Below are 14,780 nucleotides of genomic sequence, written 5' to 3'. Positions count from 1 at the left end.
GGCGGCGGGAGATTATGCATCTCGTCTCTGGGTGCGGAAGCAGATTGCTTCGCTGATATGTGCTTCGCAGATGGAGTCGGAATGCTCCAGATCCGCAATGGTCCGGGATACCCGGAGAAGATGGTGGTAGCCTCTGGCGCTGAGTTTCAGATGGGTGAAGGCATTTTCCATCATGCGCGAGGCCTCGCCGGTAAGGAAGCAGTACCGGTTCAGAAGGGAAACGGGAAGCTCGCTGTTAAAGAGAAAGCTTTCGTTCCGATACCGTTCCTGTTGAATCAGGCTTGCAGCCGTAACTTTTTTCTGAAGCAGGGCGGAGGAGACTCCGTTTTGAGAAGGAGAGGTCAGGTCAGAGTAGCTGACGGCCGGGACGCTGCAGTGCAGGTCGATACGGTCCAGGAGGGGCTGGCTGATCCGTGCCTGATACAGCTCGATTTCTCTTGGAGAACAGCTGCAGCGATTCCGGTCCGGGTAGTAGCCGCAGGGACACGGATTCATGGCGGCAATAAAAAGGAAGGATGCGGGAAACAGAAAGGTCCCGCCCGAACGGGAAACGGTAATCCGACGTTCTTCCAGTGGCTGGCGCAGCATTTCCAAGGTGCGCGGGTCGGCTTCCGGCAGTTCGTCCAGATACAGAATTCCCCTGTGCGCCAGCGTAATTTCGCCCGGCCGGGGAATGATACCGCCGCCGCAGAGTGCCGCGGCGGAAATGTTGTGATGCGGTGCGCGGAAGGGGCGGCTTTTCATCAGCGGCTGTCCTTCGGGAAGCAGTCCTGCAATGGAGTAAATCCGGGATATCTCAAGACTTTCTTCCGGCGTAAGAGGAGGGAGAATCCCCGGAATCCTCCTGGCTATCATAGATTTTCCGGAGCCGGGAGGACCGGACAAAAGGAGATTGTGAAATCCGGCTGCAGAGATCAGTGCGGCGCGCCTGGCAGAAGCCTGTCCGCGGATGTCGCGGAAATCCTCTTGGGAAGCTGATTTCGCCCCTTCGGAAACAGGAGCCGGTCCGGAAGAAGGGAGAGAGGAACTCTTGCAGAACTGTATCAGCTCGCGCAGATGACGGATGCCTATGACACGGATTCCGGAGACAATCTGCCCCTCCCTCAGATTGCCTGCCGGCACCAGACAGATCCGGCAGCCTCTTTCTCTTGCCATCAGGACGCTGGGAAGCACCCCGGCAATCCGTTCAGTCCTGCCATCCAGATGAAGCTCACCGACCAGCATGGCGCCATCCAGGGCGTGTTCCGGTATTTCTCCAACTGCCTGAAGAACGGCGGCGGCAATCGGAAGGTCAAAGCGGGTGCCTTCTTTCCGGATATCGCCCGGAGAAAGATTGATGGTGATGCGTTTGGGCGGAAGAAGAATGCCCAGGTTGCGAAGTGCGGTGCGGACGCGGTCCTGTGCTTCCCTTACCTGGGAGGAGACAAAACCGACCATGGAAAAAACGGGCATGCCGCTGCTCACATCTGCTTCTACCCAGATGGGAACGGCATCCACGCCGTAAATTGCGGCAGAGAGAATACTGCAGAACATAAAGCCTCCTGACTCTCTGCGCAGACAAAGCTTTCCCCCGAAAGCACCTTCAGTATTGAACAGTTTTTGTCAGCTGTCAAGGAGAAAAGCATTCCTTTGTCAGAAATTTTCTTGCAAGGACTGATCTTTTGCGTTATAGTGATGCATGCGTATCGCAGATTCGGAGGAAATAGGCAATTTATATAAGTATTTGCGGGAGGCATTTGTTTTGGCAAATAACCTTGTTATCGTTGAGTCACCGACTAAGGTGAAGTCTGTCAAGAAATTTCTCGGACCGAACTACACGGTTCTTGCGTCCAACGGCCATGTCAGGGATCTGCCGAAAAGCAGTCTCGGAATTGATGTGGAGCATGATTTTGAACCGAAATACATAACCATCCGTGGAAAGGGAGAACTGGTTGCTTCCTTAAAGAAAGCCGCCTCGAAAGCGGATAAAGTTTATCTGGCTACCGACCCGGACCGTGAGGGTGAGGCGATATCCTGGCATCTTTCCAAGGCATTAAAGCTGGATCCGAAAAAAATGCGCCGGATCACATTTAATGAAATTACAAAATCGGCCGTTAAGGCGTCTTTGAAAAATGCCAGAGACATTGATATGAATCTGGTCAATGAACAGCAGGCGCGGAGATGTCTGGACCGCATGGTCGGGTATGAGATCAGTCCGCTTCTGTGGAAGAAAATCAAGCGCGGCCTTTCCGCCGGCCGGGTACAGTCCGTGGCGCTGCGTATTATTGCCGACCGGGAGGATGAGATCAATTCTTTTATCCCGAAGGAATACTGGACTCTGGACGCGGATCTTCAGGTAGACGGCATGAAAAAGCCCCTGACCGCCCATTTTTACGGGAAGGACGGAAAGAAGACCGAGCTGCAGTCGGAGGAACAGGTCAGGCAGGTACTCTCTGACCTGGAGGGAGAATCCTTCCGGGTGGAGGAACTAAAAAAAGGGGAGCGCACCCGAAAAGCGCCTCTTCCTTTTACAACCAGCACGCTGCAGCAGGAGGCATCCCGGACGCTGAATATGTCCACCTATAAAACCATGCAGGTTGCCCAGCAGCTGTATGAAGGGATTACGCTCCCGAAAGAGGGAACGGTCGGACTGATTTCTTACCTGCGTACCGATTCCACGCGTATTTCCGAGGAAGCAGATCTGGCAGCCCGTTCTTATATTGCGAAGCAGTACGGGGAGGCGTACTCGGCCGCCGGGAATACCGCCAATACCAATAAAAACGCGCAGGACGCGCACGAGGCGATCCGTCCCACGGATATTACAAGGACACCGGTATCTGTCAAGGAACATCTGACCAGGGAACAGTTCCGCCTCTATCAGCTGATCTGGAAGCGTTTTACGGCCAGCCGCATGACGCCGGCCCGCTATGAAACGGATTCCGTAAAAATCAAGGCCGGAGCCTATACCTTTACGGCGGCGTCCTCCAAGGTGATCTTCGACGGATTCCTTTCTGTCTATGCACCGGAGGAAGATGGAAAGGTGCGGGATGATTACCTGAGCGGGATTACAGAGAGTAGTTCGCTGAAGCTTCTGGAGTTCCAGCAGGAACAGCATTTTACCCAGCCTCCAGCGCACTATACAGAAGCTACGCTCGTAAAAACGCTGGAGGAGCTCGGGATCGGACGGCCCAGCACCTACGCGCCGACCATCACCACCATCATTGCCCGCCATTATGTGACAAGGGAAAAGAAAAACCTGTACATGACCGAGCTGGGGGAAGTGGTGAACGATATGATGAAGCAGGCGTTCCCCAGCATTGTGGATGTGAATTTTACCGCCAATATGGAACAGCTTCTGGATGCCGTCGGTGACGGGATTATTAACTGGAAAACCGTCGTGGAGAATTTCTGGCCGGATCTGGAGGCCTCTGTGCAGGCTGCGGAAAAAGAACTGGACAAGGTAAAGATCGAGGATGAGGTGTCTGATGTCATCTGCGAGAACTGCGGCAGACATATGGTGGTAAAGTACGGACCCCACGGCAAATTCCTTGCCTGCCCCGGATTCCCGGAGTGCAGGAATACAAAGCCGTATCAGGAGAAAATAGGCGTGTCCTGTCCCCGGTGCGGAGGAGAAATACTCCGCAAGAAAACCAGAAAGGGAAGGGTCTACTACGGATGCGAGCACTATCCGGAGTGTGAGTTTATGAGCTGGCAGCAGCCGGTCAGCGAGAAATGCCCGAAGTGCGGCGGATATATGGTAATCCGCGGAAACCGGATTGCCTGCGCGGACAAAGAATGCGGATTTGTGAAAAACCGGGAAGACAAGGATTGACAGAATATTCAAACGATGTCCATATACAGGCCACATTTTACTGTTACTATACAGCCGACGCTCTTGGAAACAATTCAAAATTCAATCTTCTGCGATGAATAAAAGATGATGACGGAATTTTCAGAAAAAATGTTGAACACTGTTTTTTCCTATGTTATGATGAGTTTGACGTATTGATTTGTGTGTGGCATACGATAATGGCTGTGTAAATAGCAGAACAGGAGACGAAATGAGCGTACAACTACTGGACAAGACTAGAAAAATCAACAAATTGCTGCACAACAACAGCTCGACCAAGGTTGTCTTTAATGACATCTGCAAGGTGATGGTGGAATGTCTGGATTCCAATATTCTTGTGATCAGTAAAAAAGGCAAGGTTCTGGGCGTCGCTGTCTGCGAGGGAGTGCCGGAAATTACAGAACTTTTAACCAATGAAGTGGGCAGCCACGTGGACAGCCTGCTGAACGACCGGTTCTTGAGCGTACTTTCCACAAAAGAAAACGTAAATATGAGCACACTTGGGTTTGAAGATCCGGAGAACGACAAATTTACGGCTATCATCAATCCCATAGAAATCGCGGGAGAGCGGCTGGGAACCGTTTTTATGTACCGCTACAATCCGCCCTATGATATTGACGATATCATCGTCAGCGAATACGGGACGACGGTGGTAGGACTGGAGATGATGCGCTCGGTTAACGAGGAAAATGTAGAGGAAAACCGGAAAATTCAGGTTGTCAAATCTGCGTTCAGCACGCTTTCCTTCAGCGAACTGGAAGCCATCATTCATATCTTTGATGAGCTGAACGGAACAGAGGGCATCCTTGTTGCCAGCAAGATTGCGGACCGTGTCGGCATTACCCGTTCGGTGATTGTCAATGCACTCCGGAAATTTGAGAGTGCCGGCGTTATCGAATCCAGATCAAGCGGAATGAAGGGAACGTACATCAAGGTCCTGAATGATTACATCTTTGATGAGCTGGACGAAATTAAAAAGCAGAGAAACGGAAAGCAGAAAGAACAGGAAAAAAAGTAAGCAGGGCTTATAAAACGAAGACCCGTGCGGTATCATACAGAAAGAAACGTACATAAGCAGGAGCTGCGGAAACCAAGGGTTTCGCAGCTCCTGCTGTTTTCCGGAAATTGGCAGATGCAGCGTTTTCGGGAAACACGAAGATTTGGGGAACCGATGACCCCTGTGATACCATGCCTGTAGCTCGCAAAGCCGCTGCCAGTGGAACTGCAGCGGGCAGGAATGCAGTGTTTCCAGGCTGGAAAATTGGAAGTTTGCAAAAAATAGAAAAAAACAGAGAAAAAATGATAAATAACGAGATAAAAAGAGATAATTACATATTTTATGCGCTTGCGTAATGATATCCTTTTTACTATTATATACTTCGTTGATAGCACTCAGATATAACGAGTGCTAATAAAGAAAAGGAAAATTTAAGGAGGCATAAACTATGAAGTTAGTTCCTTTGGGTGACAGGGTTGTTCTGAAACAGGTAGAAGCAGAGGAAAAGACAAAATCCGGTATTATCCTTACCTCTCAGGCGCAAGAAAAACCGCAGGAAGCAACAGTTATCGCGGTAGGACCGGGCAAGGATGATGTAAAAATGGAAGTTAAGGTCGATGACAAGGTCATCTATTCCAAATACGCCGGGACAGAGGTAAAGCTGGACGGCGAGGAATATATCGTTGTAAAGCAGGATGATATTCTTGCCATTGTAAAATAAGAATGAACAGGGACGCGTCAGAGAGCCATTCACAGCTTTTGACGCCGTAATCAAAGAATCAATCACAGAATCAATCAGGAGGATAAGCAATTATGGCAAAGGAAATTAAATACGGAGAGGAAGCAAGAACAGCCCTTCAGGCTGGTGTAGATAAACTGGCAAATACCGTCCGTGTGACACTTGGACCGAAGGGACGCAATGTAGTCCTGGAGAAATCCTATGGCGCGCCGACCATTACCAATGACGGTGTTACCATTGCCAAGGAAATCGAGCTGGAAGACGGATTTGAAAACATGGGCGCGCAGCTGATCCGTGAGGTCGCTTCCAAGACGAACGATGTAGCCGGCGACGGTACCACAACCGCAACCGTACTTGCGCAGGCGATGATTCATGAAGGTATGCGCAACCTGGCTGCAGGCGCTAATCCGATTATCCTCAGAAAAGGTATGAAGAAAGCGACCGACAAGGCTGTAGAACTTATTAAGGATATGAGCAAGAAAGTAAGCGGTAAGGAGCAGATCGCAAGAGTTGCCGCTGTATCCTCCGGAGACGATGAAGTCGGCAAGCTGGTAGCGGATGCTATGGAGAAGGTCACCAATGATGGCGTAATTACCATCGAGGAGTCCAAGACCATGCAGACCGAGCTGGATCTGGTAGAAGGAATGCAGTTTGACCGTGGATATGTTTCCGCTTATCTGGCAACAGATATGGAGAAGATGGAGGCGGACCTGGAGAATCCCTACATCCTGATTACAGACAAGAAGATCAGCAATATTCAGGAGATCCTGCCGCTTCTGGAGCAGATCGTTCAGAATGGCGCAAGCCTGCTGATTATCGCGGAGGATGTCGAGGGAGAGGCTCTGTCTACTCTGATTGTCAACAAACTGCGTGGTACCTTCAAGGTATGTGCGGTTAAGGCTCCCGGCTATGGCGACAGAAGAAAAGAGATGCTGCAGGATATCGCGATCCTGACAGGCGGCCAGGTTGTTTCCTCCGAGCTTGGAATTGAGCTGAAAGATGCGACTATGGATATGCTCGGAAAAGCAAAATCCGTTCAGATTAAGAAAGAAACCACAACGATCGTTGACGGTGCGGGCGACAAGAGCGCCATCAAGGATAGAATTGCCCAGATCAAGGCTCAGATCGAAGAGACGAAGTCCGACTTTGACAGAGAGAAACTTCAGGAGAGATTGGCCAAGCTGTCCGGCGGCGTAGCGGTTATCCGTGTAGGCGCGGCAACAGAGACCGAGATGAAGGAAGCCAAGTTCCGTATGGAGGATGCGCTGAACGCGACACGTGCGGCAGTTGAGGAAGGAATTATCGCAGGCGGCGGTTCCGCTTATGTTCACGCTACCAAAGATCTTGCCGCATATGCAAAGACCCTGGAAGGCGACGAGAAGACCGGTGCGATGATCGTTGTTAAGGCTCTGGAAGCTCCGCTTGCTACCATTGCAGAGAACGCAGGACTGGAAGGCGCTGTCATTATCAACAAGGTAAAAGAGTCTCCGGTTGGCGTAGGCTTCGATGCTTATAAAGAAGAGTACGTAGATATGGTAGAAGCAGGAATCCTGGATCCGGCAAAAGTTACCAGAAGTGCCCTGCAGAATGCAACCTCCGTTGCCTCTTCTCTGCTGACAACCGAGTCTGCAGTCTCCATCATCAAGGAGCCGGCTCCCGCGGCACCCGCTGGCGCAGGCGCACCCGGCATGATGTAATGAACTGAAAAAAATCCGGAGAAATCCGGATCAGAGGAATAAAAGAGAACGTCTCTCCGGGCGGTAAATGTCCGGGAAGGCGTTCTTTTTTTGAGTATTTGGATTAGACTTCTGGCCTGCTGCGTTCAGACTCCGTATTTTCCGGCGAAAAAACAAGTACGCCCGGAGGCGCGCGTTTTTACAGCTCTTTCTGGTGCATCAGGCAGTCATGTACAAGCATGGCAATCTTGAATGTCATGGCTTCATCAAATTTCCGTATATCCAGTCCGGTTGTTTTCTGAAGCCTTTCCAGCCGGTACACCAGTGTATTCCGGTGAATGTACAGCTGCCGGGCAGTCTCGGAGATATTCAGGTTGTTGTCAAAGAAATGGCGGATGGTGAGCATCGTCTCGTCGTCCAGTTCCTGAAAAACGTCGTGGTCAAAGGTCTCCTTCAGAAAAAGATTGCACAGAGACGGAGGAAGCTGGTAGATCAGCCGGCCGATCCCCAGACTGTTGTAAGAGGAAATCCGCTGATCCGGTTTGAATATTTGTCCCACGGTCATGGCAAGCTGCGCCTCTTTGTAGGACTGCGACAGCGTGCTCAGAGAAGAGGCAGGGTTGCCGTAAGAGATATAGGCGGGAATCATAGCCTCAGTGTTCAGTGTATCCAGGAAAACTTCTGCCTGCTGATGGAACTGTTTCTCTGTTTCCTCCGGATCGGTTTCCTGAATCACAGCCAGATGCCTGGAATCCACAGGAGTGACAAACACATCGTATTTCGTTGTTAAGCAGACCGCTTTCAAGACCTGGTGTGCGGTGTTGTCCCTGTCAGGGTTTACCTCGACAAGATAAACAATCCTGCGGATGTTTTCCCTGATTTTCAGCTTTTTGGCCTTGGCGTGCATGTCTGTGGAAAGAAAATTGTCCAAAAGAACATTCTGCATAAAAAGGCTGCGGTCTGTCTGGGCATCGGAGACTGCCAGCATGTGCCGGATCTCACTGACGGCAAGACGTCCGCCCAGTTCGGCATTGGTGCCGCCTGCCTCAATCACGTACTCTGTCCGCTCATTCTCAAACACCTTAAAATAATAAGTATCATTGATCACCATGGTTTCCGCGGCCGATCCGATAAACCGGGAAACCGCGGAAGAGTCGGTGTCCGCCTGGCGGGCCGGGCCGTAAATACATTCTCCTGTATGGTTATAGACGATGTAATGGACATCCAGGATATCCTCCAGATCACTGACCGCGCTTAGTAATAGCTTTGCTGAAATCATAAACAGTACCTCCGGTTTTTTGCTGGCTTTGCTCTTATTCTATAAGTGCTGCCGGTTTTCTGCAAGCGTCCCGTAAGCTTTTGCTCCGAAACCGGACTTTTGGATTATCAGCCTGTATAAGTCCGCCGCGCTGCTTCGCCGCTTTCAGCAGCTCTCGCATCGCTTATACAATAAAAGAACCGGCGGATGCAGAGATCCGCCGGCCATGTGTACATTCGTCTTTGCAGGGAATCAGTGGCAGATTGCCAGCTCGGTGTCCTTGTCAAAGATATGCATTTTATCAATTTCAATAGCGAATTTGACGGTAGAACCTGTTCTGGCAGGCGTTCCGGGCTGTACGCGTGCAGTCATCGGAGTGCCGGCAAAATCGAAATACAGGAATACTTCTGCGCCAAGAAGCTCATAAACGTTAATTTTTGCCTCAAAGGTCGAATTCGGATATTTTGCCAGAGATTCCGGATCATCATCTACATTTTCGGGACGGATACCGGCAACAACGGTCTTCCCGACATAGCCTTTTTCTTTCAGGACTTTTGCCTTGTTCTCAGGAAGCGTGAATTCCTGCCCGCCTACGTTCAGGATGATGGAAGAACCTTTCTCTTCTACAACGGCATCCATGAAGTTCATCTGTGGGGAACCGATAAATCCTGCGACAAACAGGTTGCCGGGCTCATTGTACAGATTCTGGGGAGTATCCACCTGCTGAACAACGCCCTCTTTCATAACAACAATGCGGGTACCAAGGGTCATGGCCTCGGTCTGGTCATGTGTTACATAGATAATCGTTGCGCCCAGTCTGTCATGCAGTTTGGCAATTTCTGTACGCATCTGAACACGGAGCTTGGCATCCAGGTTGGACAGCGGCTCGTCCATCAGGAAGACACGGGGATTACGGACAATCGCACGGCCCATGGCAACACGCTGTCTCTGGCCGCCGGAAAGTGCCTTCGGCTTACGGTCAAGAAGGTGCTCCAGATCCAGGATCTTGGCTGCCTCTTTTACGGTTTTTTCAATCTGATCCTTCGGAACCTTGCGGAGCTTCAGACCGAATGCCATGTTGTCAAATACGGTCATATGCGGATACAGGGCATAGTTCTGGAAAACCATGGCAATATCTCTGTCCTTCGGGTCTACGTCGTTCATAACTTTTCCATCGATCTTCAGCGTGCCGGAAGAAATCTCCTCCAGACCTGCAATCATACGAAGCGTAGTGGATTTTCCGCATCCGGAAGGACCGACGAAAATGATGAATTCCTTGTCAGCGATTTCCAGATTAAAATCTTTAACAGCCTCAAAGCCGTTGGGGTATTTTTTTCCGATGTGTTCCAATGATAAACTGGACATTGAAGTTACCTCCCTGTAATTCTGCCGGATGCACCGGCGGTCATTCTTATCCTGAGACTGTCCTGTTCCTGTATCTGCGGAATCGGTTCAGTCCGGTGTTCTTTGTCCAGTATAACGGCTTAAAATGGAAGATTCCATGGATGACCCTACAAGAATTTGCGAAGAGCTTCGTCAGATTGCCCAAGCTGCCGTGAAAGGGATTACCGGCACAGGACATTCCGGAAGCGTTTGGGCTGTTATAGATCACAGGATATGGTATTTTCCCATTTCCTGTGCCTGAAAAAATTTTAGCCTTCGCGCGCCTGTGCTCATAAGTGCCAGCCCGAATTTTCGGCCTTCACGTACCTGTGTTCAGAAGAGCCAGCCCGAATTTTTGGTCTGCCTTGTAAAAAAAAGAAAGTTCGATTATACTTATTATTTACAGAGAACGGCTTGGGTTTCTGCTGTAATTCCGGCAGAGCCTGACAAACGAATCTTGAAAAAATGCTATTATTTAAGAAGGCACTATTATTAAGAGGGCGCACCGGCAGGGCCGGCATGGGAGTTCATTGTATGGATGATTTATTTACAGAGGTTGTGGTCAAAAAGAAACGGACAACGGCAGAGTCTGTCCTGAAAACGCTTCCGGTTTATCTGACTATTCTTATTCTTGCTGTTGGTATCTTCTTTCAGCCATTTCTTCTGGTGCTGCTTCTGATACCGCTGCTTATGAAAATGTTTCTCAGCCCCCGCCTGGATGTGGAATATGAATATTCCTATGTGAGTGGGGAACTGGATATCGCCAAGATTTTTTCCAAGCAGAGCAGAAAGCAGATGGCTTCCTATAATATGAAGGAAATGGAGCTTCTGGCGCCGCTTTCTTCCAGTCATATGGACGGGTTCCGCGGCAATCCAAACATAAAAAAAGTAGATTATTCCTCCGGAAAACCGGAAAACAGCGATAAGGTCTATGCCTTTATTATCAGTGTAAACAGTCAGAAACAGATGGTTCTGCTTGAGCCCGGCGAGAAGATCCTTCAGGATCTGCGAACCAGAATGCCGGGAAAGGTCTATCTTCAGTGATTTTTCTGGCGATTGACATTTCAACAGGCGTCTGCTAAACTCGTACAATTATTACAACAGCTTGCTTTTGTTCAGGAAAGGATGGAAAGATGGGAAGCATTATCGGTGAAGGGATTACATTTGATGACGTTTTACTGGTGCCGCAGTATTCGGAAGTTACACCGAATATGGTGGACGTTTCAACGTGGCTGACAAAAAAAATCAGGCTGAATATTCCTATGATGAGCGCCGGGATGGATACGGTTACCGAACACAGAATGGCGATTGCCATGGCACGGCAGGGCGGAATCGGAATTATTCATAAGAATATGACCATTGAGCAGCAGGCGGATGAGGTGGACAAGGTAAAACGTTCTGAGAACGGCGTTATCACGGATCCGTTTTTCCTTTCTCCGGAAAACACACTGGAGGATGCCAATCAGCTTATGGCGAAGTACAGAATCTCCGGTGTTCCCATCACAGAAGGAAAAAAACTGGTAGGAATTATCACAAACCGTGATCTTATGTTTGAAGAGGATTTTTCCAAGAAAATCAAGGAATCCATGACAAGGGCAGAGGACGGCCTGGTTACCGCGCCGGAAGGCGTCACACTGGAAGAGGCAAAGCGTATTCTTGCAAAGGCCAGAAAGGAAAAACTCCCGATTGTAGACAAGGACTTTAATCTGAAAGGCCTGATCACCATTAAAGATATCGAAAAGCAGATCAAATACCCGCAGTCCGCTAAGGATGCGCAGGGGCGTCTGCTCTGCGGAGCGGCGGTCGGCATCACCGGAGATGTCATGGACCGGGTAGAAGCCCTGGTGCATTCCCATGTGGATGTTATCGTTATAGATTCTGCGCACGGACATTCCGCGAATATTTTCAAGTGCCTCCGCATGATCAAGTCCGCCTATCCGGAGCTTCAGGTCATTGCGGGAAATGTGGCTACGGCAGAGGCTACGCATGATCTGATCGACGCGGGAGCAGACTGTGTGAAGGTCGGCATCGGTCCCGGATCCATCTGCACCACGCGTGTTGTCGCGGGAATCGGTGTTCCGCAGATCACAGCGGTTATGAACTGCTACGAGGAGTCCAAAAAGACGGGTACGCCGATTATCGCTGACGGAGGAATCAAGTATTCCGGAGATATTACAAAAGCGATCGCCGCAGGGGCAAACGTCTGCATGATGGGAAGCATGTTTGCCGGATGTGATGAGGCACCGGGAGAGTTTGAGCTTTTCCAGGGCAGAAAGTACAAGGTATACCGCGGCATGGGTTCCATGGCGGCTATGCAGCAGGCGCACGGAAGCGCGGACCGCTATTTCCAGTCCGGCGCTAAGAAGCTGGTGCCGGAAGGCGTAGAGGGACGTGTTGCCTATAAAGGGCTGGTAGAAGATACCATCTTCCAGCTGATCGGCGGGCTCCGCTCCGGAATGGGATACTGCGGGGCAAAGGACATTGAGACGCTGAAGGAAACAGGCAAATTTGTGAAAATATCCTCCGCATCCCTGAAAGAATCTCATCCGCATGACATCCATATCACAAAGGAAGCTCCGAACTACAGTATCGAGGAGTAAAAAGAGTAAGAAAGCTGCAGAATTTTTATTGTTCATGAAAAAGAGCCGGCGCGGAAAACTGCGTCGGCTCTTTCGCAAAGATTCAATTTTTTGTAAAGGTTCAATGAGAATACCGGAACCGCTGACCGTCTGCAAGGTATTTCTGCTTTGGACAGAAAGTACAGGCGGGAACAGATATCCTTATGGCGTCGGCAAAGCTGCCGCTGTGACTCACAGTATGGAATACCCGAAGCTGTTTACGATGGCGTCAATCGGCTTTCCCTCTTTACAGAGCGGGCATTCCGTATGCTTATAGGACTTAAATTCCGGCACGTCCGAAGGATGGAAAGCTGCTGTGACCGGAATGCCGTTCACCTCGTCCACGGCGCTGAAAATGGCTGCCGCGCCGCTGATACTGGCGCTGTAGTATTTCAGGCAGTCGGCCGCTGTATTCAGGGAACGTCCTGTTGTCACGGAACCGAACAGCATAAGGGCATGTTTTTTCCGGATGGCGATCTGCATATTGTCGCGGAAAATTATCTGCCCTCCTGTTGTATATTCCGGGGAAACCACATAAATGGTCCGGTGGGCATTGTAGGAGAGAATACCGGAGCGCGTGAGCTCTTCGGCCAGATAGGTTCCGATCACCTCGGTCCCGTCCATGCACACAATCGTATCAACCGGTGTGTCTACAGAATAGTGTGTTGCCAGAAGGGCAGCCACGCCGTGCGCTTCATTGCAGCGGGTCTTCATGGTCGTTATATCCATATAGCAGGTGATGTGGGAATGGCTGGTGGCAAAATGTCCCTGCATGACCTTCAGCTGCACATTGGGATTATAGGGCGACGGAATTTTCGTATATGTTGTATTCATGTTATTCTCCTTTCCCGGCTCAGCGGAAACCTGTTGATTGTTAATTATACCATTATTTTTCGGAAAACCCCAATAATTTTATGAATTATATACAATTAACTTCCGCTTTGCCGGGTTTGGATATTTATCATGATGTTACTCAAACCATTCCTGGGGGAGATCACTCTTCTGAGGGTAACATTTCGTGCTGGACTGAAGCCCTCCGTTTTCTGCTACCGTCACATAAAGAGTTTTGCCACCATCTTTTAAGGTGATATAGGCGAGACCGTCTGCATCAAATTTGTCGGTCAGGTCTGTTTTCTGATCCTTGTAGAACAGATACAATTTTCCGTCGATGGTATCTGTTGAGGGAGAATCCAGATGTTCCTGTATCTCCGAGGCTGTCAGGGCACGTTCTTTTCCATCCTCATCGATTGCGACACCGCCGCCGCCCTGCAGCTGTTTTCCGTTTTTGTCCGTAATGCTGTAATGTGTAATGCTGTCATCGTCTACAGTTATAACAGCGGTCGTCTGATCTCCATGCAGCCATACCTGGACGGTACGCTGAATGCCTCCGGCATCCGCCGCATAGCAGGTTGCGGCTCCGGTAAAGATGGCCAGAGCCGTGCATGCCGCAACCGCGGTTTTGTGGAATCTGATTTTCTTTGTCATAGTCGTATCCTCCTGCTCAAGCGTAAAACTGTCGGATGTGTGCAGTGCAGAGAATGCTCTTTTGAATTTATCCTTATTCGTCATCTGTCCAGTCCTCCTTAAAAATATCTTTCAGCATTTTTCTTCCACGGTAAAGGCGGCTTTTGGTCGTGCTTTCCGGCAATTTCAAAATGCCTGCGATCTCTTTTACGGAATAATCCTCGTAATAGAACAGATATATGGGAATGCGATATTTTTCCGGCAGGGAAAGAACGGTTTCTACCAGTTCACGGTCGCCGGGTTCTTCAAAAGAAACAGAATCCATGTATTCTTCAAAAGATCCAAGGTTTCTGTGCCAGAAGGAATGAACCACATCTTTCGACCGGTTCATGGCAGTCCTTAAAAGCCACGCTTTTATATGTTCTTCGCTTTCAAACTGGCGGTTGCTCTCCATATATTTCAGGAAAGTATCCTGCACAACATCCTCCGCGTCGTCCGGATTCCGGCTTACGCTGAAGGCTGCCCGGAATACATTTTCCTGATATTTTTCTGCCAGTTTACTTACAGGCAATCTCATTTGTGCATCACGCTCCTAAATATGCTCCGGAAGGATCCTTCACCAAAGATACGAATGACAGGCAGATCAGGTTGCAAAAATAAAAAGATTTTTCCAAAGGCACAGGACAGAAGGCGAAGGTGCTGTTTTCTAAAATGAATAAATATGCACATAAAGCATAATATATGCATATTAACTTATAAAATTACAATTCTGTATTGCAATCCTTATTTTCTTGTTGTATAGTAGCAACCGTACCA

General features: G+C 49.6%; 13 protein-coding genes. 7 read left to right on the top strand and 6 right to left on the bottom strand.

Features of this window, described 5'->3' with window-relative positions; translation table 11 throughout:
- Window positions 1-12: 12 nt before the first annotated feature.
- A complete protein-coding gene (locus FYJ60_RS05680) occupies window positions 13-1,533 on the bottom strand; it encodes a YifB family Mg chelatase-like AAA ATPase (protein WP_154457701.1) in 1,521 nt (506 codons plus the stop codon).
- Window positions 1,534-1,741: 208 nt separating this feature from the next.
- Here FYJ60_RS05680 and topA point away from each other — a divergent pair, with 208 nt between their 5' ends.
- The 5 genes from topA to groL all read left to right on the top strand — a co-directional run bounded on the left by topA (window position 1,742) and on the right by groL (window position 7,262).
- Window positions 1,742-3,811 carry a type I DNA topoisomerase gene (gene topA / locus FYJ60_RS05675; protein ID WP_154457700.1) on the top strand — a complete coding sequence of 690 codons (2,070 nt, stop codon included), beginning with the start codon at window positions 1,742-1,744 and terminating at the stop codon, window positions 3,809-3,811.
- A gap of 229 nt (window positions 3,812-4,040) precedes the next feature.
- Complete coding sequence (codY, locus tag FYJ60_RS05670; protein WP_154457699.1) at window positions 4,041-4,847, top strand: GTP-sensing pleiotropic transcriptional regulator CodY; 807 nt, start codon at window positions 4,041-4,043, stop codon at window positions 4,845-4,847.
- A 107-nt stretch (window positions 4,848-4,954) separates the two neighbouring features.
- On the top strand, window positions 4,955-5,182 hold the full coding sequence (locus tag FYJ60_RS05665; RefSeq protein WP_154457698.1) for a hypothetical protein: 228 nt from the start codon (window positions 4,955-4,957) through the stop codon (window positions 5,180-5,182).
- A gap of 92 nt (window positions 5,183-5,274) precedes the next feature.
- A complete protein-coding gene (locus FYJ60_RS05660) occupies window positions 5,275-5,547 on the top strand; it encodes a co-chaperone GroES (protein ID WP_154457697.1) in 273 nt (90 codons plus the stop codon).
- A 92-nt stretch (window positions 5,548-5,639) separates the two neighbouring features.
- Window positions 5,640-7,262: a chaperonin GroEL gene (gene groL, locus FYJ60_RS05655; protein ID WP_154457696.1), complete on the top strand. Its 1,623-nt coding sequence runs from the start codon at window positions 5,640-5,642 to the stop codon at window positions 7,260-7,262.
- Window positions 7,263-7,440: 178 nt separating this feature from the next.
- Here the strand turns inward: groL and FYJ60_RS05650 are convergent, their stop codons facing one another.
- Window positions 7,441-8,520, bottom strand: a complete 1,080-nt coding sequence (locus FYJ60_RS05650) for a PucR family transcriptional regulator (RefSeq protein WP_154457695.1) — start codon at window positions 8,518-8,520, stop codon at window positions 7,441-7,443.
- Window positions 8,521-8,751: 231 nt separating this feature from the next.
- Window positions 8,752-9,864 carry an ABC transporter ATP-binding protein gene (locus tag FYJ60_RS05645; RefSeq protein WP_154457694.1) on the bottom strand — a complete coding sequence of 371 codons (1,113 nt, stop codon included), beginning with the start codon at window positions 9,862-9,864 and terminating at the stop codon, window positions 8,752-8,754.
- Window positions 9,865-10,416: 552 nt separating this feature from the next.
- On the opposite strand from FYJ60_RS05645, the gene FYJ60_RS05640 reads away from it, so the two are divergent.
- Window positions 10,417-10,926, top strand: coding sequence for a DUF6106 family protein (locus tag FYJ60_RS05640; RefSeq protein WP_154457693.1), 510 nt, complete (start codon window positions 10,417-10,419; stop codon window positions 10,924-10,926).
- Window positions 10,927-11,015: 89 nt separating this feature from the next.
- Entirely contained in the window at window positions 11,016-12,482 is a 1,467-nt protein-coding gene (gene guaB / locus FYJ60_RS05635; protein ID WP_154457692.1) for an IMP dehydrogenase, read from the top strand.
- 210 nt (window positions 12,483-12,692) lie between these two features.
- Here guaB and FYJ60_RS05630 read toward each other — a convergent pair whose 3' ends face one another.
- From FYJ60_RS05630 to FYJ60_RS05620, 3 genes are all read right to left on the bottom strand, one after another.
- Window positions 12,693-13,334, bottom strand: coding sequence for a type I phosphoribosyltransferase (locus tag FYJ60_RS05630; RefSeq protein WP_154457691.1), 642 nt, complete (start codon window positions 13,332-13,334; stop codon window positions 12,693-12,695).
- A 135-nt stretch (window positions 13,335-13,469) separates the two neighbouring features.
- Entirely contained in the window at window positions 13,470-14,069 is a 600-nt protein-coding gene (locus FYJ60_RS05625) for a hypothetical protein (RefSeq protein ID WP_154457690.1), read from the bottom strand.
- The gene (locus FYJ60_RS05620; RefSeq protein ID WP_154457689.1) at window positions 14,059-14,541 is read right to left on the bottom strand and encodes a sigma-70 family RNA polymerase sigma factor; all 483 of its coding nucleotides are present in this window, start codon (window positions 14,539-14,541) and stop codon (window positions 14,059-14,061) included. Before FYJ60_RS05620 ends, FYJ60_RS05625 begins: the two co-directional genes overlap by 11 nt.
- Between the last annotated feature and the right edge of the window lie 239 nt (window positions 14,542-14,780).

The organism is Bilifractor porci (assembly GCF_009696005.1).
In the GTDB taxonomy this organism is placed as follows: domain Bacteria; phylum Bacillota; class Clostridia; order Lachnospirales; family Lachnospiraceae; genus Bilifractor; species Bilifractor porci.
The sequence above is the reverse complement of the archived record's forward strand: the minus strand, read 5'-3'. Positions and strand labels throughout refer to the sequence as shown.